The 19,189-nt window shown below is 71.0% G+C and carries 16 protein-coding genes; 12 read left to right on the top strand and 4 right to left on the bottom strand.

Annotation, left to right across the window (positions count from 1 at the left end; translation table 11 throughout):
* The first annotated feature begins 1 nt into the window (after nt 1).
* Entirely contained in the window at nt 2-1,906 is a 1,905-nt protein-coding gene (locus tag Ahu01nite_RS03415) for a bifunctional adenosylcobinamide kinase/adenosylcobinamide-phosphate guanylyltransferase (protein WP_203834874.1), read from the top strand.
* A 311-nt stretch (nt 1,907-2,217) separates the two neighbouring features.
* A complete protein-coding gene (locus Ahu01nite_RS03420) occupies nt 2,218-2,985 on the top strand; it encodes an adenosylcobinamide-GDP ribazoletransferase (protein WP_203834875.1) in 768 nt (255 codons plus the stop codon).
* An 11-nt stretch (nt 2,986-2,996) separates the two neighbouring features.
* Here the strand turns inward: Ahu01nite_RS03420 and gcvT are convergent, their stop codons facing one another.
* Nucleotides 2,997-4,091 (bottom strand): glycine cleavage system aminomethyltransferase GcvT, encoded by a 1,095-nt coding sequence (gene gcvT / locus Ahu01nite_RS03425; RefSeq protein ID WP_239158584.1) that lies wholly within the window; start codon nt 4,089-4,091, stop codon nt 2,997-2,999.
* A 142-nt stretch (nt 4,092-4,233) separates the two neighbouring features.
* Between gcvT and Ahu01nite_RS03430 the strand changes: the two genes are divergently transcribed.
* Complete coding sequence (locus Ahu01nite_RS03430; protein WP_203834877.1) at nt 4,234-5,784, top strand: leucyl aminopeptidase; 1,551 nt, start codon at nt 4,234-4,236, stop codon at nt 5,782-5,784.
* A gap of 217 nt (nt 5,785-6,001) precedes the next feature.
* Nucleotides 6,002-6,427: a GNAT family N-acetyltransferase gene (locus Ahu01nite_RS03435; protein ID WP_203834878.1), complete on the top strand. Its 426-nt coding sequence runs from the start codon at nt 6,002-6,004 to the stop codon at nt 6,425-6,427.
* 33 nt (nt 6,428-6,460) lie between these two features.
* Here the strand turns inward: Ahu01nite_RS03435 and Ahu01nite_RS03440 are convergent, their stop codons facing one another.
* A complete protein-coding gene (locus Ahu01nite_RS03440) occupies nt 6,461-7,150 on the bottom strand; it encodes a TetR/AcrR family transcriptional regulator (protein ID WP_239158585.1) in 690 nt (229 codons plus the stop codon).
* A gap of 51 nt (nt 7,151-7,201) precedes the next feature.
* Between Ahu01nite_RS03440 and Ahu01nite_RS03445 the strand changes: the two genes are divergently transcribed.
* Nucleotides 7,202-8,119, top strand: a complete 918-nt coding sequence (locus Ahu01nite_RS03445) for an NADP-dependent oxidoreductase (protein WP_203834879.1) — start codon at nt 7,202-7,204, stop codon at nt 8,117-8,119.
* 5 nt (nt 8,120-8,124) lie between these two features.
* On the opposite strand, the gene Ahu01nite_RS03450 is transcribed toward Ahu01nite_RS03445, so the two are convergent.
* Nucleotides 8,125-8,445 carry a hypothetical protein gene (locus Ahu01nite_RS03450; protein ID WP_203834880.1) on the bottom strand — a complete coding sequence of 107 codons (321 nt, stop codon included), beginning with the start codon at nt 8,443-8,445 and terminating at the stop codon, nt 8,125-8,127.
* 196 nt (nt 8,446-8,641) lie between these two features.
* Between Ahu01nite_RS03450 and lpdA the strand changes: the two genes are divergently transcribed.
* From lpdA to Ahu01nite_RS03485, 7 genes are all read left to right on the top strand, one after another.
* Entirely contained in the window at nt 8,642-10,027 is a 1,386-nt protein-coding gene (gene lpdA, locus Ahu01nite_RS03455) for a dihydrolipoyl dehydrogenase (RefSeq protein ID WP_203834881.1), read from the top strand.
* A 39-nt stretch (nt 10,028-10,066) separates the two neighbouring features.
* Nucleotides 10,067-11,968 (top strand): 2-oxoglutarate dehydrogenase, E2 component, dihydrolipoamide succinyltransferase, encoded by a 1,902-nt coding sequence (sucB, locus tag Ahu01nite_RS03460; protein ID WP_203834882.1) that lies wholly within the window; start codon nt 10,067-10,069, stop codon nt 11,966-11,968.
* An 87-nt stretch (nt 11,969-12,055) separates the two neighbouring features.
* Entirely contained in the window at nt 12,056-12,973 is a 918-nt protein-coding gene (locus Ahu01nite_RS03465; RefSeq protein WP_203834883.1) for a TIGR01777 family oxidoreductase, read from the top strand.
* Nucleotides 12,974-13,004: 31 nt separating this feature from the next.
* Nucleotides 13,005-14,864 (top strand): DUF6311 domain-containing protein, encoded by a 1,860-nt coding sequence (locus Ahu01nite_RS03470; protein ID WP_438874753.1) that lies wholly within the window; start codon nt 13,005-13,007, stop codon nt 14,862-14,864.
* 74 nt (nt 14,865-14,938) lie between these two features.
* A complete protein-coding gene (locus tag Ahu01nite_RS03475; RefSeq protein WP_239158586.1) occupies nt 14,939-16,843 on the top strand; it encodes a DUF6311 domain-containing protein in 1,905 nt (634 codons plus the stop codon).
* Nucleotides 16,844-16,877: 34 nt separating this feature from the next.
* Nucleotides 16,878-17,507 carry a lipoyl(octanoyl) transferase LipB gene (gene lipB / locus Ahu01nite_RS03480; RefSeq protein WP_203834884.1) on the top strand — a complete coding sequence of 210 codons (630 nt, stop codon included), beginning with the start codon at nt 16,878-16,880 and terminating at the stop codon, nt 17,505-17,507.
* Nucleotides 17,504-17,668, top strand: a complete 165-nt coding sequence (locus Ahu01nite_RS03485; protein ID WP_203834885.1) for a peptide ABC transporter substrate-binding protein — start codon at nt 17,504-17,506, stop codon at nt 17,666-17,668. Before lipB ends, Ahu01nite_RS03485 begins: the two co-directional genes overlap by 4 nt.
* Before the next feature lie 3 nt (nt 17,669-17,671).
* On the opposite strand, the gene aspS is transcribed toward Ahu01nite_RS03485, so the two are convergent.
* Complete coding sequence (gene aspS, locus Ahu01nite_RS03490; RefSeq protein ID WP_203834886.1) at nt 17,672-18,928, bottom strand: aspartate--tRNA(Asn) ligase; 1,257 nt, start codon at nt 18,926-18,928, stop codon at nt 17,672-17,674.
* Nucleotides 18,929-19,189 lie beyond the last annotated feature (261 nt).

Genomic DNA, 19,189 nt, shown 5'->3' on the forward strand with positions numbered 1-19,189 from the left:
CATGTCTGGTGACGGGTGGAGTTCGGTCCTGGTGCTCGGCGGGATCCGATCGGGCAAGTCCGCGTTCGCCGAGGCGCTGGTCGCGGGGGCCGCCTCGGTGCGTTACATCGCTACGGCGGTGGGTGGTGAGGACGATCCCGAGTGGCGTGGCCGCATCGAGGCGCATCAGCGCCGCCGCCCGCAGTCATGGACGACGGAGGAGACCGGCGCCGACCCGGCCCGGCTGACGGCCGTGCTGACCGAGGCGAAACCGGACGACACGCTGCTCGTCGACGACCTCGGCGGATGGGTGGCCTCGCTGCTCGACCCGGCCCTGCAGCCCAACGACGACGTGGCGACCGTCACCGCGCTGGCCGAGGCGGTTCGCGCGTGCGCGGCGCGCGTGGTCGTGGTCAGCCCGGAGGTCGGTCTGTCGCTGGTGCCGCAGACGCCGCTGGGTCGCGCCTTCGCCGACGCTCTCGGCACCGCCAACCAGGCCCTCGCCGACGCCTGCGACCGGGTCGTCCTGGTCGTCGCGGGCCGCCCCGCCTGGTTGAAGACCGGCGCCGACCAGCCCGGCATCATCACCGACGTCCAGGCCGACAACGCGACAGCGACCGAGCCCGCACGAGCCGGCGCAGCACCGGCCACAGCGGGCCCGGCCGCACCAGCCTCAGCGGTCCCAGCCGCACCGGGCCCAGCCGCACCGGCCACAGCCGGCGCAGCCGCAGCTCAGGTGACCGCCGCGACGGCGGCACAGCCGCTCACGGCCGTCAGCACGGCGACGACCGCCACGGTGGTGCAGGCCCAGCCCTCAGCCGACGACGAGGGCGGCGAGATCCCGGTCATCCAGGCCGGCATGGACCTCCCCCTGCCCGACAGCGACGCGGGCCCCGACGCCCGTGACCGCCTCGCCCGCCTCGACCTTCCGGGCGCGGGTGTGGGCGTGCTGGTCGAGGCCATCGAGTTCGCCGCGGCCACCCAGGGCACGGCCATCCCCCGCCCCTGGGGCCCGGTGCGCGTCCTGCTCATCGACGGCCGCCACACCGGTGGCGGTGCCGCAGGGGCCGATCCCGCCGAGTCGGATCGCCGCGCGGCGCAGGCCGAGGCCGGTGAGGGAGCCCTCGCGCGACTCGCCGCGAGTGCCGACGCGGACATCGCCGTGGTTCGCGTGGCGGAGTCCGGGGCCATGGAGGACGGCCCGGTGCTGGACGAGGACGCGGTCGACGCGGCCCTGCGCCAGGGCTGGCGGCTCGCCGAGGCGGCGGTCGTCGACGGCCGCGAGGCTCTCATCATCGCCTCCTGCGGCGCCGGCACGGACGCCGCAGCCGCAGCCGTCCTCGCCGCGACGACGGGTGCCGAGCCGGTGGCCGTGCTCCCCCGGGTGCTGGCGCCCGGCGGCTTCTACGACGACGAGGCGTGGATGAAGCGCTGCGCCGCGGTCCGGGACGCGATGCACCGGATCCGGCAGGAGCCCCGCGGCGCGAAGGACATCCTGGCCCAGCTGGGCGGCGCCGACCTGGCCGTGGCGACGGGCGCCCTGCTCGGCGCCGCCTCCCACCGGATCCCGGTCCTGGTGGACGGCCCGCTCGGCATCGCAGCCGGCCTGGTGGCCCGCGACCTCGCCGCGCAGAGCCGCCACTGGTGCCTGCTCGCCGACGCGGGCACACACCAACTGGTCCGCCAGGGCGCGGACGTGCTCGGCCTGACCCCGGTTCTGGAGCTCGGCCTCGACCTCGGCGAGGGCGCCAACGCACTGGCCGCCCTCCCACTGCTGCGCACGTCGATCGCCCTCGCCGCGGCACTGCCCGTGCACCCCGCACTGCTCGACGCCGCCCCGGAATACGACGACGACACCACCGACGCCGAGGACGACGCCGAGTTCATCGAGCCCGAACCGGACGGCCCCGGCCCCGCCAGTGCCTGACAGTGCCCGGGCGGCGGTCACGGCGCTGCCCGGTCCGACCCGACGGGTGACCAACACGCTGCCAGACTCGGGCGGCGGCTCAGCACGGGCGGCGGGCATGACGCAGATCGACTCAGCCCGAGCCGCGAGCACGACGCTGCCTGACCGGGCCCAGGCGACGAGCATGACGCTGCCTGACTGGACCCGGGCGGCGACCACCGGGCTGCCAGACTTGGCACGGGCGGCGGCTCAGCACGGGCGGCGGGCGTGACGCAGATCGACTTGGCGCGAGCGGCGAGCACGACGCTGACGGCTCAGCACGGGCGGCGGGCATGATGCTGCTCGACTCGGTCCGGCTGGCGGTGACGACGCTGACGGTGCTGCCGGTTCGGGCGGGCCGGATCGATCGGCGGACGGCGGCCGGGGCGATGAGCCTCGCGCCTCTGATCGGCGCCCTGCTCGGACTGGTGCTGGGCGGTCTGCACGCGCTCCTGCCGCAGACCCTGCTGGGCGCCGCGCTGACCGTCACCGCGGGCGTCCTGCTGACCAGGGGCCTGCACCTCGACGGTCTGGCCGACTCGGTGGACGCCCTGGGCTCCTACCAAAAAGGCCCCAAAGCCCTAGAAATCATGAAAAAAGCCGACATCGGCCCATTCGGCGTGGCGGCAATCGTCCTGATCCTGCTCCTGCAAGCAGCCGCACTCACCGGTCAGCCGGACCTCGCGCGCTCGCTCACCGGGCATTCGGTCAACATCTGGGCAATCGTGACAGCCTGGGCAACCGGCCGCCTCGGCATCAGCATCGCCTGCCGCAAAGGCGTCCCGGCAGCCCGCCCCGAAGGCCTGGGCGCCCTGGCAGCAGGCACAGTCCCCTACCCGGTCATAGCCAGCGCGGCACTCCTGATCGCCGCGCTGGCCACAGCAGCGGTCCCCGGCATCCCCTGGGCGGGCCCAGCAGTCGTAGCAGCGGTCATAGCCGCGACATTCCTGCTGCTCAGACACGCGACCACACGCTTCGGCGGCATCACCGGCGACGTCCTGGGCGCAACGACAGAACTGGCGACGACCGCAACGATCGTCGCCCTAGCCCTGGCGTCCTGACAAAACGCGAATCAGCGAACCGAGGTCTGCACGAACGGCGGCTTCACGACCTTGGCCTCGATCCGCCGGCCCCGCACGTCGATCTCGACGAGATCCCCGTCAGCGACCCCGGCCGCGCTGTCCAGCAGCGCCAGCGCGATCCCGACCTTCTTCGTGGGCGAGAACGTGCCGCTCGTGGTTTCGCCGATCAGCGTGCTCCCCGCGTACACCTGCATGTGACCCCGCGGGATGCCGCGACCGGTCAACTCAAGGCCTCGCAGTGACCGCCCGGGCCCTGCGGCCTTCTCTGCGACCAGCGCGTCGCGGCCCCAGAATGCCGGCTTCGACCACCCGACAGCCCACCCGGACCGCGCCTGGACCGGCGTGATGTCCAGCGACAGCTCCTGCCCGTGCAGCGGGTAGCCCATCTCCGTGCGCAAGGTGTCCCGCGCGCCGAGCCCGCACGGCCGGACCCCGGCAGCGACCAGCGCGTCCCAGACCTGTACGGCGTCGTTCCACGGTACGACCAGCTCGTACCCGGTCTCCCCCGTGTACCCCGTCCGGCACACGATCAGCGACACGCCGTCCAGCGTTGTCGTCGAGAAGGACATGTAGTCGTGCTCGACCGGCAACCCGAGTGCCTTGACCGTCGCGGGCGAATCGGGGCCCTGCACGGCGAGCACGGCCCAGTCGCGGTGCTCGTCGGTGACGGTGATGCCGGCGGGGGCGGCTGCGGCGAGGCGGCGGACGACCTCGGCGGTGTTCGCGGCGTTCGGGATCAGGAAAACTTCGTCAGGAGAAATCAGGTAGGCGATGAGGTCGTCGACCACGCCGCCGGACGCGTCGTCGCAGCAGAGGGTGTACTGCGCTTTGCCGGGCTCGATCCGGGCCAGATCGTTGGTCAGGCAGGCGTTGACGAAGTCCGCCGCGCCCGGGCCGGAAACGCGGGCTTTGCCCAGGTGGGAGACATCGAAGACACCCACGGCGTCGCGGACGGCGGCGTGCTCGCGCAGGACTCCGCCGCCTGCGTACTCCAGGGGCATGTCCCACCCTCCGAAGGAGGCGAACTTGGCTCCGAGGGCGGTGTGGCGCTCGTGCAGCGGCGAGCGAAGCAGGTCGTCGGACATGAGTGGCAACTTACCCGTGACCTTGCATGTGGTTAGCATCGGCGGGACACCACCGCCGTCCGGCGCGACCCGCACCGGACGGACCACGCCGCCGGGACGTCCCACGAGTCAGCCCCGGCCCAGCGATCGCGGAGAGCCTCGAGTGACCCACCCCGCCCCCTCATTGAGCCTGGCCGACGGCGACCCCGCCGAGCTGGCCGTCGACGCCCTGGTCATCGGGTTGCACAGCCAGCCCGACGAGGGCGGCACGCTGCTGCCCGCGGCCGGTGCCGAAAGCATCGCCGCCGCCTTCGACGGCAAGCTGACCGCGACCCTGGCCCTTCTCGGCGCCACCGGCGCCCCCGGCGAGGTGACGAAGCTCGCCACACTGGGCACCGTCGCCGCGCCGCTGATCGTCGCCGTCGGCCTCGGCGACGAACCTTCCGGTTCCGCACCGGCCACCGAGACGCTGCGCCGGGGAACGGGTGCCGCCGTCCGCGCACTCGCCGGCAGCGAGACCGTGGCCCTGGCGCTTCCCGTCCCCGACGACGCGGACGCGCCCGGCGTGCTGCGCGCGATCCTGGAGGGCGCGCTGCTCGGCGGTTACCGGTTCGCCGGTTACAAGACCAAGCCGCAGCCGAACCGCCGCGAGCCGGTGAAGTCCCTGCAGGTCACCGTCGCCGACGCGAAGGACGACGCCGCGCTCGCCGAGGTGACCCGCGCCGAGGCCGTCGCCAAGGCGGTCCGGCTGACCCGCGACTGGGTCAACATGGCCCCCAACGAGCTGCGCCCGCCGAGCTTCGCCGACGCCGTCGCGGCTGCCGCGCAAGGCACCGGCCTCGAGGTGGAGGTCCTCGACTTCGACCAGCTCAAGGCGGGTGGCTATGGCGGCATCGTGGCCGTCGGCCAGGGCTCCGAAGCGCCGCCGCGACTGGTCAAGCTCTCCTACACGCCGCAGGGCGTCGAGAACCCCAAGCGTGTCGCACTGGTCGGCAAGGGCATCACCTTCGACACCGGCGGCATCAGCATCAAGCCGTCCGCCGGCATGTGGGAGATGAAGTCCGACATGGCCGGCGCCGCCGCGGTGGGCGCCACCCTGCTCGCGGTCGCAGCGCTCAAGCCGGACGTCGCGGTCAGCGGCTACCTGGCGATCGCCGAGAACATGCCGTCGGGCACCGCCTACCGCCCGGGCGACGTCATCACGATGTTCAACGGCAAGCGCGTCGAGGTCCTCAACACCGACGCCGAGGGCCGCATGGTCCTGGCCGACGGCATCGCGCGCGCCATCGCCGACGGCACGGACTACCTCTTCGAGACGTCCACGCTGACCGGTGGCCAGATCATCTCCCTCGGCAAGCGCATCGCCGGCATCATGGGCGACCCTGACACCTGCGAGCGGGTCAAGGTCGCGGGCGACAAGGTCGGCGAGCCGGCCTGGCCGATGCCGCTGCCCGACGACGTCCGCAAGGGCATGGACTCGGACATCGCCGACATCAGCCAGACCAACGCGAACATGGACCGCGCCGGCCACATGCTCCAGGGCGGCGTCTTCCTCCGCGAGTTCGTCACCGAGGGCCTCCCCTGGGCCCACATCGACATCGCGGGCCCGAGCTACCACACCGGCGAGCCCACCGGCTACTGGACGAAGGGCGGCACGGGCGTCCCGGTCCGCACGCTCCTCGCCCTGATCGACGACATCGCGGCCAACGGCTGACAAGCTCTGCGAAAGGCGCCGCCCGGTTCTGTGCCGGGCGGCGCTTTTTTATCAGTACGCCCAGCCCCCAGCACCGAGTTCGCCACAGCGACGTAGCTGCCGTACCCGGCCTCATCACGCCGCTTCCGGGCTCACATCTGTGGTCCCGCCAAGATCCAGACCACAGACCGCCAAGTGGACGCTGCCCCGCCACCCCCGCACACGGTGAAATGATCTGGTGAGCGACTACCGCCTGAGCGAAGACCCGACCGACCTCGACCTGCCCCGCATCATCGGCTGGCTCACCACCGACGCCTACTGGGCCAAGGGCCGCACCCCCGAAACAATCGAACGCGCCTTCGCCAACTCCACCCCCGTCGGCCTCTACACCCCCACCGGCGAACAGGTAGCCGTAGCCCGAATCATCTCCGACAAGGCCACCTTCACCTGGCTCTGCGACGTCTACGTCGCCCCCACCCACCGAGGCCGGGGCCTGGGAACCACCATCGCCACCTGGTCCACCACCTGGGCCGACCGCCACGGCATCAAACGCGTCGTCCTTGCCACCCTGGACGCCCACACCGTCTACGCCAAAGCCGGCTTCACCCCCATGGCCCACCCCGAACGCTGGATGGAAATCGACACCCGCCCCCCATTCGCCTAGGGCGCATCTGATCCATCAGATGCGCCCTGGCGCTCAGGCGACCGGGACCATGGGGAGGCGGGCTGCCGGGGGCAGGGGCGTGGCGTCCGGGGTGACGCGCAGGCCTTCGAGGGTGACGGCGGCGAAGCGGCGGGCGGCCACGACGGCGCTGGCCGGGCCGGCTGAGCGGATGCCTCCGGCGGCCATCAGCACGAGGACCAGGTCGTCGAGCACGAACTCCCGCCGCAGCATGCCCACGTCCTTCGCCCGCCGGGCCAGCGTCGAGAAGGCCAGCAGCGCCCGTTCCCGGCCGGCGGCGAAGTCGATCGCGCGGGGGTAGGCCGCCATGAACGCGGCGGTGAAACCGCGGTCCTTGGCGTGCAGTTCGCACAGCTGCTCGATCACCGCGCGAAAGCCGTGCCACGGGTCCGGGTCGTCCAGTCCCCGCTCGACGATCGTCAGGCAGAGCGACATCTGGTCCGCGAAGGCCGCGGTGACCAGTGACTCCTTGGTCGGGAACCGCCGGTAGAGGGTGGCGGGACCGACACCGGCCCGGCGGGCGATCTCGCGCAGCGGCACCTCGAGGCCCTCGGTCGCGAACGCCGCGCGGGCGACCTCCAGGATCCGGTCGCGATTGTCGCGGGCGTCGGAGCGCAGGGCGGGCGCCGGAGCGGAACCCACGGCGGAGCGCACGGCGGGCGCCTGCGTGGAACCCGCGGCGGAGCGAGGCAATGTGTCGGTCACGGCTCTCACTTTAGCCAAGCGGACGGGGGCGTCCCGTTAGCGTCGGCCGGCATGAGAGCACTGCAATTCTCCGAGTACGGCCCCTCAAGCGTCCTGCGCGTCGCCGAGGTCCCCGAGCCGCATGCAGGGCCGGGGCAGGTCCGCGTCGCCGTCCGCGCGTCAGGGGTGACGCCTGCCGACTGGTATGTCCGGTCCGGGCGGTTCAAGGACTGGATCCCGCTGCCGTTGCCCCATGTGCCCGGTGCCGACGCCGCCGGGGTGGTCGATGAGGTCGGCCCGGGCGTGACCGGGGTGACCGTGGGTGACGAGGTGCTGGGGATGACCGATCTGGCGCGGATGGGTGGGGCGAACGCCGAGTTCGCGGTGCTGGCGTTGTGGGTGCCGAAGCCGCCAAACCTGACCTGGCAGGAGGCCGGCGGGCTGGCCGCGAACGCGGAGACCGCCGCCCGCACCCTGGACCTGCTCGGCGTCACGGCCGGCACCACGCTGCTGATCGAGGGCGCGGCCGGGGGTGTGGGCAGCATTGCCGTGCAGCTTGCGGTGGCGCGGGGCGCGAAGGTCATCGGTACGGCCGGCGAGCGCAATCACGCGTTCCTGACCGGGCTCGGGGCGACGCCGGCCACCTACGGGCCGGGCCTCAAGGAGCGCGTCGCCACACCCGTGGACGCCGTGCTGGACTGTGCGGGGTCCGGTTCGCTGTCGGAGCTCGTCGAGCTGGCCGGTGATCCACGCAAGGTGGTCAGCATCGCGGATCTGACCGCGGACGCTCACGGCGTACACATGTCGCGGTCTGCCGGACCCGGGGCGGACCCGCAGGCTGACGACGGCCTGGCCGAAGTTGTTGATCTTGCTGCGCAAGGGCGGCTCAGCGTGCCGATCGCCGCGGTCTTCCCGTTGGAGCAGGCGGCCGCGGCGCACGAGCTGAGCGAGACCGGGCACACCCGCGGCAAGATCGTCCTGACGCTGTAAAAGACTCAGGCAGGGCGGCGCTTCTGGCGGGCGTTGTAGTCGCGCATCCGTTGCGGATAGCCCATCAGCCGGATGTCGTAGATCGGCATCGCGAGCTGGTGGGCGAAGCGGCGCGCGTTCTCCGGGGAGTCGATGCGGCGGCGGGTCCACTCGCCGTCATGGGCGATCAGCAGGATCGTCGTCTCCGTGACCGTGGTCCGTGGTTCGATGAAAGCCTCGACACCACGGCGGGAACGGACGAATTCCGTCAGGTATTCCAGATCTTCGCGGTTCGCGAGGCGGCCGCTCGTGCGGGACGGCTCCCGGCGCCGTCGGAACCAGGCCACGAACACTCCTCCGGGTCGGCTGACTACGTGCGGTCAGCTGCCGTAGAAGAGTACGGGAATCCACGTGTCTTGCGGCACCTGACTGCATCGATTGAAACGTGCAGTGACAAGATGGGTTGGACAGCTGTGACCGTTTCCACCATGTGACCCATGTGGCAACGGAAGATCTCGCGACAGGGCGATCTGGGAGTATGACGTGAGCCAGCCTGGCGGAACTTTCGACATCGTGATCCTCGGCGCCGGCAGCGGTGGTTATGCCGCCGCCCTCCGCGCGGCCGAGTTGAACCTCACCGTGGCGCTGATCGACAAGGCGGAGCTGGGCGGCACCTGCCTGCACCGCGGTTGTGTCCCCACAAAGGCGCTGCTGCACGCCGCGGAGATCGCCGACCAGACCCGCGAGAGCGAGCAGTTCGGCGTCAAGGCCGATCTGGTCGGCATCGACATGGCCGGCGTCAACGCGTACAAGGACGGCGTCGTCGCCCGGCTCTACAAGGGCCTGCAGGGCCTGCTCAAGAACGACAAGATCACGGTGGTGCCGGGCGCCGGCAAGCTGGTCGCCAAGGACACCGTCGAGGTCGACGGCAAGCGTTACACCGGCCGCAACGTCATCCTCGCGACCGGCTCCTACTCACGCTCGCTGCCCGGCCTCGAGGTCGACGGCAAGCGGGTGCTGGCCAGTGAGCACGCCCTCAAGCTCGACCGCGTGCCCAGCTCCGCGATCGTGCTGGGCGGCGGCGTCATCGGCGTCGAGTTCGCCAGCGTGTGGAAGTCGTTCGGCGCCGACGTGACGATCCTGGAGGCGCTGCCCCGGCTCGTGGCCGCCGAGGACGAGGAGATCTCGAAGGCGGTCGAGCGCGCGTTCCGCAAGCGCAAGATCAACTTCAAGGTCGGCAAGCCGTTCGAGAAGGTCGAGCACACCGAGAACGGCGTGCGCGCGACCCTCGCCGGCGGCGAGACCGTCGAGGCCGAGATCCTGCTGGTCGCCGTGGGCCGTGGCCCGACGACCGCCAACCTCGGCTACGAGGAGCAGGGCGTCACGCTGGACCGCGGCTTCGTGATCACCAACGAGCGGCTGCACACCGGCGTCGGCAACATCTACGCCGTGGGCGACATCGTCCCCGGCCTGCAGCTCGCCCACCGCGGCTTCGCCCAGGGCATCTTCATCGCCGAGGAGATCGCCGGGCTCCACCCCGCCGTGATCGACGAGGCCGGCATCCCCCGCGTCACCTACTCCGACCCCGAGGTCGCCTCGGTCGGCATCACCGAGGCCAAGGCCAAGGAGCAGTACGGCGCGGACAAGATCTCGACGTACAACTACAACCTGGGTGGCAACGGCAAGAGCCAGATCCTCAAGACCCAGGGCTTCGTCAAGCTGGTCCGGGTCAACGACGGACCGGTCGTCGGGGTGCACATGGTCGGCGCCCGCATCGGCGAGCTCGTCGGCGAGGCCCAGCTCATCTACAACTGGGAAGCCTTCCCGGAAGAGGTCGCGCAGCTCGTGCACGCGCACCCGACGCAGAACGAGGCCCTCGGCGAGGCCTTCCTCGCGCTCGCGGGCAAGCCCCTGCACTCCCACAGCTGATCACGATCCGTTAGCAAAGCGGTTAAGGAGTTCTGAGACATGCCGGTATCGGTCACCATGCCGCGGCTGGGTGAGAGCGTCACCGAGGGCACCGTCACTCGCTGGCTCAAGCAGGAGGGCGAGCGCGTCGAGGCGGACGAGCCGCTGCTCGAGGTCTCCACCGACAAGGTCGACACCGAGATCCCCTCGCCGGCCGCCGGTGTCCTCTCCCGCATCGTCGTGGGCGAGGACGAGACGGCCGACGTCGGCAGCGAGCTCGCGGTCATCGCGGGCGACGGCGAGGACGCGGGTTCCGCGGCCCCGGCGCCCGCCGCCGAGGCCCCCGCCGCTGCGGCGGAGCCCGAGCCGGAGCCGGAGCCCGCCGCACCGACCACGCCGTCGACCGAGAAGCCGGTCGAGGACGAGGCTCCCGCGCCGCAGGCCGCCGCCTCGACGGGCGGCAGCGGCGAGGGCACCGCCGTCAAGATGCCCGCCCTCGGCGAGAGCGTCACCGAGGGCACCGTCACCCGCTGGCTCAAGGCGGTCGGCGACACCATCGAGGTCGACGAGCCGCTGCTCGAGGTCTCCACGGACAAGGTCGACACCGAGATCCCGTCGCCGGTCGCCGGCACTGTCCTCGAGATCAAGGTCCAGGAGGACGAGACCGCCGACGTCGGCGCCGACCTCGCGATCATCGGCAGCGCCGACAGCGCCCCGGCCGCGCCCGCTCAGGAGGCGCCGAAGCCCGCCCCCGCGCAGGAGGCCCCCAAGGCCGAAGCACCCAAGGCCGAGGCCCCGAAGCAGGCCCCCGCGCCGCAGCAGGCTCCGCAGCCGAAGATCGAGACGCAGCAGGCCCCGTCCTGGGAGCCCGGCGGGTCGTACGCCGACCCGTCCGCCGAGGCCGAGACGGCCAAGGACCCGTCGGCCGCCGAGCGCAACGCCGAGCCGGCCCCGGCCCAGGCCGCCGCGCCCGCCGCCGAGACGGTCCGCAGCAACGGCGCCGGCGACGCCGGTTACGTGACCCCGCTGGTCCGCAAGCTCGCCGCCGAGAAGGGCGTCGACCTGTCGGCGCTGACCGGCACCGGCGTCGGCGGCCGGATCCGCAAGCAGGACGTCATCGAGGCAGCCGACAAGGCCGCCGCGGCGAAGGCGGCGGCCGCCGCTCCCGCCCCGGCAGCCACGCCGGCCGCACCGCAGCAGACGAAGCCGGCCGCCAAGCCGGAGCCGAGCCCGCTGCGGGGCCGCACCGAGAAGCTGACCCGCATCCGCGCGACGATCGCCCGTCGCATGGTCGAGTCGCTGCACGTCTCGGCGCAGCTCACCACGGTCGTCGAGGTCGACGTCACGAAGATCGCCCAGCTGCGGCAGCGCGCCAAGGCCGACTTCCTGGCCAAGAACGGTGTGAAGCTCTCGTTCATGCCGTTCTTCGCTCTCGCCGCGGTCGAGGCGCTGCGCCAGCACCCGGTGGTCAACTCGTCCATCGACCAGGAGGCCGGCACGGTCACCTACCACGACGGCGAGCACCTGAGCATCGCGGTGGACACCCCGAAGGGCCTGATCGTCCCGGTCATCAAGGACGCCGGGGACCTCAACCTCGCGGGGCTGGCCAAGCGGATCGCGGATGTCGCGGAGCGCACCCGCACCAACAAGATCAGCCCGGACGAGCTGTCCGGTGGCACGTTCACGCTGACCAACACGGGCAGCCGGGGTGCGCTCTTCGACACCCCGATCATCAACCAGCCGCAGGTCGGCATCCTCGGCACCGGCGCGGTCGTCAAGCGCGCCGTGGTCGTCGACGACCCCAACCTGGGCGAGCTGATCGTGCCGCGCTCGATGATCTACCTGGCGCTCAGCTACGACCACCGGATCGTGGACGGCGCCGACGCCGCCCGCTTCCTGGTCACGCTGAAGGAGCGTCTCGAGGGTGGCCAGTTCGAGGGTGACCTCGGACTCAGCTCCTGACGTAAAAGCACTGCTTGGGGAAGAAGGGGCGCGCAAGCGCCCCTTCTTCTGTTTTGCGGCACACCAAAGACGGGAATGATGGTGACCATGCGGATCCTCATGGCCGGCGCGTCCGGGTTCCTCGGCACCCATCTCGCCGAGCGGCTGCGTTCCAGCGGTCACGACATCGTCCGGCTCGTCCGGCGCCCCGCGAGCGGGCCCGACGAGGTGACCTGGCAGCCCTCGACCGGCCAGGTCGACCCCGCCTGCCTGGTCGCCGCCGACGCGGTGATCAACCTGGGCGGCGCCGGGGTCGGCGACAAGCGCTGGACGGCGAGCTACAAGAGCCTGATCCGCAGCAGCCGCGTCGACAGCACGGGCACGCTCGCCCACGCCATCCGCAAGCTCCCCGCCGAGGACCGGCCGAAGGTTCTGCTGCAGTCGTCGGCCGTCGGCTGGTACGGCGACACCGGCGACCGCGAGGTCACCGAGGAGGCCCCGGCGGGCAGTGGCTTCCTCTCCGACGTGTGCCGGGTCTGGGAGGCTGCCGCCCGGCCCGCCGAGGACGCGGGCGTCCGGGTGGCCCTCATGCGCACCGGGCTCCCGCTCGACCAGCACGGCGGCCTGCTGAAGCCGCAGATGCCGCTCTTCAAGCTCGGCGGCGGCGCCAAGCTCGGCAGCGGCAAGCAGTGGGTGCCGTGGATCGCGCTGACCGACTGGCTCGACGCGGTGGAGTTCCTGCTCGAGCGGGACGACGTCAGTGGCCCGGTCAACCTCGTCGGGCCCGCGCCGGCGACGAACGCCGAGTTCACCCGCACGCTGGGTAAGGTGCTGCACCGGCCGGCGCTGCTCCAGGTGCCCGGGATCGCGCTGCACGTCGCGCTCGGCGGGTTCGCCGACGAGGCGCTACGCAGCCAGCGGGTGCTGCCGGGGGTGCTCGAACGGGCCGGGTTCGCGTACTCATATCCCACCCTGGAGGCGGCATTGCGTGCCGCCGTGGGGGAAGAAACGCCTGCCGTCGCCTGAGTTCACGGGAAGGCTTGCTAACGTCCGGCGGGTGTCCGTCGTAGAGACAGCCCCGTCCGAGTCCGCCGAGCCGCCGGCCGTGTCCGGTGGTGCCCGCGCCCGTGCCCGCCTGCGGTCGTGGCGCCCCAACCTGATCATGGGCGTGGCGTCGCTGGTGCTGGCCGCGTACATGACGAATGGACTGTGGCGTGACCCCGCGACCAGCGCGATCGCGGAGAACAAGGGTGACCAGGCGTTCTTCGAATGGATCCTGGGGTACGGGGTCTACACGCTGAGCCACGGCGCCGACCCGTTCTACACGTGGATGATGAACGCGCCGCTGGGGGTCAACCTGGCGGCGAACACGTCGATCACCGTCTACACGGTCCTGTTCTCGCCGTTGACGTTCCTCGCCGGCCCTCAGGTCAGCTTTGTGGCGATCCTCACGCTGAACCTAGCGGGCTCCGCGTTCGCCTGGTGGCTGTTCCTGCGCCGCTACCTGGTCAGGAACCCCGCGGCGGCGGCGCTGGGCGGCATCTTCTGCGGCTTCGCGCCCGGCTTCGTCTCGCATGCCAACGGCCACCTCAACTGGACGGCGGGCTGGGTCGCGCCGGTGGTGCTCTGGTGGGTGCTCAAGCTGCGTGAGCCGGGGCGCTGGATCAGGAACGGCGTGGTCCTGGGCATCCTCATCGCGGTCGGCTTCTCCATCGCCGCCGAGGGTCTCTTCTTCACCGCCCTCGCCAGCGGGATCTTCCTGGCCGTCTGGTCACTGCTCCCGGCCACCCGGCACGAGGCGCGGGCCGCCCTGCCGACCGTGCTCGCCGGGCTGGTGACCGCCGCGGTGATCGCGCTCGGCCTGCTGATGTATCCGCTCTACATGCACTTCGACGGGCCACGGACCTTCACGGGTACGGGCTTCAACCAGTTCTACTACTCCGAGGGCCTCGCCGCGTACTTCGAATATCCGACCCGGTCCATCGCGGGCTCGCTCGGGTGGGGCAACGACCTCGCCCCGAACGCGACCGAGGAGACGTCGTACTTCGGGGCGCCCCTGATGGTCCTGATCGTGGTGGCCTTCGTGACGCTGTGGCGGCGCGCGGAGGCGGGCCGGCGGTCCACCCTGGCCGCGCTGATCACGGTCGGCGTGGTCTTCTTCGTCCTCTCGCTCGGGCCCGAGCTGAAGATCTTCAAGCCGCTGACCGGCATCTGGCTGCCGTACCAGGCCCTGATGCACCTGCCGCTGTTCGACTCCGCCCTGCCCGCCCGGCTCGCGCTGGTGGTCGTCGGCGTGTTCGGCATCGTGCTCGCGCTCACCGCCGACCGGCTGCTGAGCGAGCCGCTGCCCTCCGTGACCTCGCACACCGTGTGGGCGGCCGGCTATGCCCTCGCGCTGCTCCCCCTCTTCCCGCTGCCCATCGTGACCGAGCACCGCGCCCCCGAGCCGGCGTTCATCGCCGACGGCATCTGGCGTGACTACGTGAGCGACAACGGGGTGCTGTCCACGCTGCCGTTCGCGACCACGGACATGGCGGACGGGCAGCGCTGGCAGGCGTACACCATGGCAAGGGCCGGTAAGCAGTTCCGCATCCCGGACGGTTACTTCCTCGGTCCGGGCGGCCCGGACGGCACCGGTCAGATCGGTGCGTCGGCCCGCAACACCGACTGGCTGTTCTTCCGCGCGGCCTTCTACGGCTACATGCAGCCGATCGACGACTTCGACCGCGAACGCGCCCGCGAGGATTTCAAGTACTGGAACATCGAGGCCGTCTTCCTGGCCGACGACATCACCGGTTCGCACTCGCAGCTGTACCGCTCGGCGGTGGAGATCACCGCGACTGACCTGCTCGGTCAGCCGGAGCGGGTCGGGGGTGTGCTGCTGTGGCGGATCCGGCCGGGTGTGGATCCCCAATAAGAAGAAAAAGTGAACTTGTTCCGCCGTGCCCGAACCGGCAGGTGAATCTTGCCTGGCACTGCTAACTTCTGCCGGTGGCCGTAGCACCCACCCTCTCCGAAGTCTCCGACGACGACACCGCAGACACCGAAAAGGCGGATTCCGAACAGCCTCAGCGCCGTCGCCGGGCATGGCCCCTGCACATCATCGCCGCCCTGGCCTTCCTGGGCATGGGCTACTGGATCACGTCGGGGATCTGGGCCGATCCCGACCGCCGCTCGGTGCTCTACAACGAGGGTGACCACAGCTTCTTCGAGTGGGTGCTCGGTTACGGCGTGCAGATCGTGGCGCACGGCGCCGACCCGTTCTGGACCGGCCTGATGAACGCGCCGATCGGGGTCAACCTGGCGGCCAACACGTCCATCACGGTCTACGCGGTGGTGTTCGCCCCGCTGACCTATCTGGCCGGCCCCCAGGTCACCTATGTGACGATCCTCATGCTCAACCTGGCCGGTGCGGGCATCGCCTGGTACGCGTTCCTGCTCCGCTTCGCCGTCAAGCACAAGGCAGCCGCGTTCATCGGCGCCGCGTTCTGCGGCTTCGCCCCCGGCTGGATCTCCCACGCCAACGGCCACCTCAACTGGACGGCCGCCTGGCTCCCGCCCGTGCTGCTCTGGTGGATGCTGCGGCTGCGCACACCCCGGCGCTGGCTGCTCAACGGGATCGTGCTCGGCCTGCTGATGGCCGCCGGCTTCTCCATCGCCCCGGAGATGCTCTTCGACCTCGTCCTCGCGGTCGTGATCTTCGTGCTCGTGTGGTCGCTGTCGCGCGACACCATGCCCCAGGTGCTCCGGGCAGCCCCCAGGGCGCTGCTCTCCCTCGTGATCGGTGCGGTCGTGGCGGGGGCGCTGCTCGCGTACCCGCTCTACATGCACTTCGCCGGTCCCGGCTCGTTCAAGGGCACCGGCTTCAACCAGAAGCGCTACGTCGAGGACGCCGCCGCCGGGCTGTTCTACCCCTTCCGATCGCTGGCCGGCTTCTTCGGCATCCAGCGTGGCGACCTCGCGTCCAACCAGACCGAGGGCGCTTCGTTCTGGGGCTGGCCGCTGCTCGCGCTGATGGTCATCGCCACGGTCCTGCTCTGGTGGCGGGCCGGGCGCTCCCGCAAATCGACGATGCGGGCGCTGACCGTCGTCGGGCTGCTCTTCATGGTGCTGTCGTTCGGACCGCGGCTGCACTGGTTCGCGAAGGAATACCACGACATCCCCCTGCTCTACGCCGTCGTCCGCGACTGGCCCATCTTCGACTCGGCACTGCCCGCCCGGTTCGCCCTCGTGACGACCGGGGTCATCGGCATCACCGTCGCGCTGCTCGCCGATCGCGTCTTCTCCAGCCGTTACCGCTCGTACGCGCGGGTCATCTGGGGGGTCGCGTTCGCGGCGGCGCTCGTGCCGATCATCCCCACTCCCGTGCTGACCAGCGGCCGCGCCACCGAGCCGAAGTTCGTCGCCGACGGCACGTGGAAGAAGTACGTGCCGAGGAACGGCGTCATGTCGGCTCTGCCGTTCTCGTCACCGTCGGCGGCGGATGCTCAGCGGTGGCAGGCGTACACGATGTCCCGTCGTGGTGAGCAGTACCGCATCCCCGCCGGGTATTTCCTCGGCCCCGGCGGCCTCGCCGGCACGGGCCGGGCGGGCGCGCCGTCCCGGTGGACCGACCGGATGTTCCTGAAGGCCGCGCTGACCGGTTTCGTCGACGACATCGACAACTACGACCGCTCGCGGGTACGCGAGGACATGGCCTACTGGGGAGTCGAAGCCGTCTTCATCCCCGACAAGCTCACGGGCACCGCGGGACCGCTGTTCCGCCAGTCACTGATCCGCACCACCACCGACCTGTTCGGGCCCGGCCAGCGCGTCGAGGACGTCCTCGTATGGCGGATCCGCCCGGGCATCGACCCGCAGTCGATCCCGGGCGAGGGTCGCGACGGGCAGGCCTGATCGGGGGCGCTTCGCGCGGGGATACGCTGGGGGCGTGACGACTTCCACGCTTCAGGTCCTGCGTCCGGGCCTGGTCGATTATCGCGAGGCCTGGGACGAGCAGCGCCGGCTGCACGACGCCGTGGTCGCGGGCACCCAGCCCGACACGATCCTGCTGCTCGAGCACCCCAGCGTGTTCACCGCCGGCAAGCGCACCGAGCCGCTGGACCGCCCGATGGACGGCACCCCCGTCGTCGACGTCGACCGCGGCGGGAAGATCACCTGGCACGGCCCGGGCCAGGTGGTCGGCTATCCGATCATCAAGCTCGCCGACCCGATCGACGTGGTCGCCTACGTGCGCCGCACCGAGCAGCTGCTCATCGACGTCTGCGCCGAGTTCGGCGTGACCGCCGAGCGCGTCGAGGGACGCAGCGGCGCCTGGGTCCGCGCCGACGACCGCGGCCCGGACCGCAAGGTCGCCGCGATCGGCATCCGCGTCGCCCGCGGGGTCACCCAGCACGGCTTCGCCATCAACGCCGACTGCGACCTGTCGAACTACGACCGCTTCGTCCCCTGCGGCATCCGCGACGCCGGCGTGACCTCGCTCTCGTGGGAGCTGGGCCGGCAGGTCACCGTCGCCGACGTCCTCCCGGTCGTCGAACGACACCTGCCGACCCTGCTGTGAAGCTCTACAACGAGCCGCGTGACAAACGCGTCTTCGTCCCCAAGAAGAGCGGCGGCGTGGCCCTGAACTTCGGCCACCCCGTCGCCTGGTGGATCCTCATCTGCATGACGATCATCCCGATCCTGATCGTCGCCGGCGTGACCATCGCGTATTTCGCGTGAGCCTCAGGGCGTCACTCTGTGCAGGTCGCGCGGGAAGGCGGTCACTTCCCGGACGTTCGCCGCGCCGGTCAGCCGCGCGACGAACCGTTCCAGCCCGATCGCGAAACCACCGTGCGGCGGCATCCCGTACTTGAACCCGTCGAGATATCCGGCCAGCTTCTCCGGCGCGGGGGCCACCGCCAGGTAGTCCTCGTACCGGTGCAGCCGCTGCCCGCCGGTGACCAGCTCGAGCCCCCGGAACAGCAGGTCGAAGCTGTTGCTCCAGCGCGGGTCGGACGGCTGAGGATGGGTGTAGAACGGCCGCTTCGCCATCGGATAGCCGGTGACGAAGACGAACTCCGACCCGTGCTCCCGCACCGCCCACTCCCCCAGCGCCCGCTCATGCGCCGGCGCGAGGTCGGGCTCGTCGGCGGGCGCACCGGCGATCCGCAGCGCCTCCTCGAAGTGCACCGCCGGGATCTCGGACGGCACCGACGGCACCGCGACCCCCGTGCGTGACTCCACCGTCGCGACCATCCCGGCGATCACCGTGGTCAGCACCGCCATCACGTCGCGGTGGTCGGTGATGAACCCGAGCTCCGCGTCGAGCGACGTGTACTGCGCGAGGTGCCGCGCGGTGTCGTGCGGCTCGGCCCGGAACACCGGCCCCACCTCGTAGACCCGTTCGAAGACGCCGACCATCAGTTGCTTGTAGAACTGCGGCGACTGGGCGAGGTAGGCGGGCGACCCGAAGTAGTCCAGCGTGAAGACGTTCGCACCGCACTCGGTCGCCGTACCCACAATCTTGGGGGTGTGGATCTCGACGAACCGCTGCCGCTCGAGCGCCTCCCGGAAACCCGCGGCCGCTGCCGCAGAGACCCGCAGTGCCGTCGCACGCGACGGATGACGAAGAGCAAGGGCCGCATGGTCCAGCTGCGTCGCCATGGTCGCGCCCAGCTCGGGTCGATGCAGTTCAAATGGCTTGTGTACGCCCACAGCGCTGCTCAGAGCCCTGATATGCGGCCCGGTCAGCTCGACCCCTGCCGGAGCTGCGGGGTTCGCGGTGACCTGAGCGGTGACCTCGACGACGGTCTCTTCGGCCAGGGACTCGATCTGCTCGCGGACCGCCGGGTCGGTGATCACGACCTGGCTGAAGCCGGCGGCGTCCCGGACGATCAGGAAGGCAACCGACTTGAGCAGCCGGCGGCGATGGATCCACCCGGCGATCGTGACGGTCTGCTTCTCTTTGCCGGGGAGTTCGGTGGAGAGGATGCGTTGCATGGCGTTTTCCTCCTCGTGGGTCTGCAACGCGGCCCCAGGGAGGTGTGGGCGAGCGGGATCCTCGCGGTGCCACCACACCTTTACGCCGGCTTGTCGGCCGGCGCCTCTTGTCGTGCTCGGCTCGGGAGTGTCTTCGCGCTCTGGCTCCGGGCCACCTTCACAGCGGGCGGTGGCTCTCTCGGCCTTCACCAGGGCGTTACTTGGTTCCGTCAGTGCCTTGGCCAGGAGGTTAACAACGGGACGGGAGTCGTCGCGAGGGAT

The organism is Winogradskya humida, from assembly GCF_016862215.1.
Classification (GTDB): domain Bacteria; phylum Actinomycetota; class Actinomycetes; order Mycobacteriales; family Micromonosporaceae; genus Actinoplanes; species Actinoplanes humidus.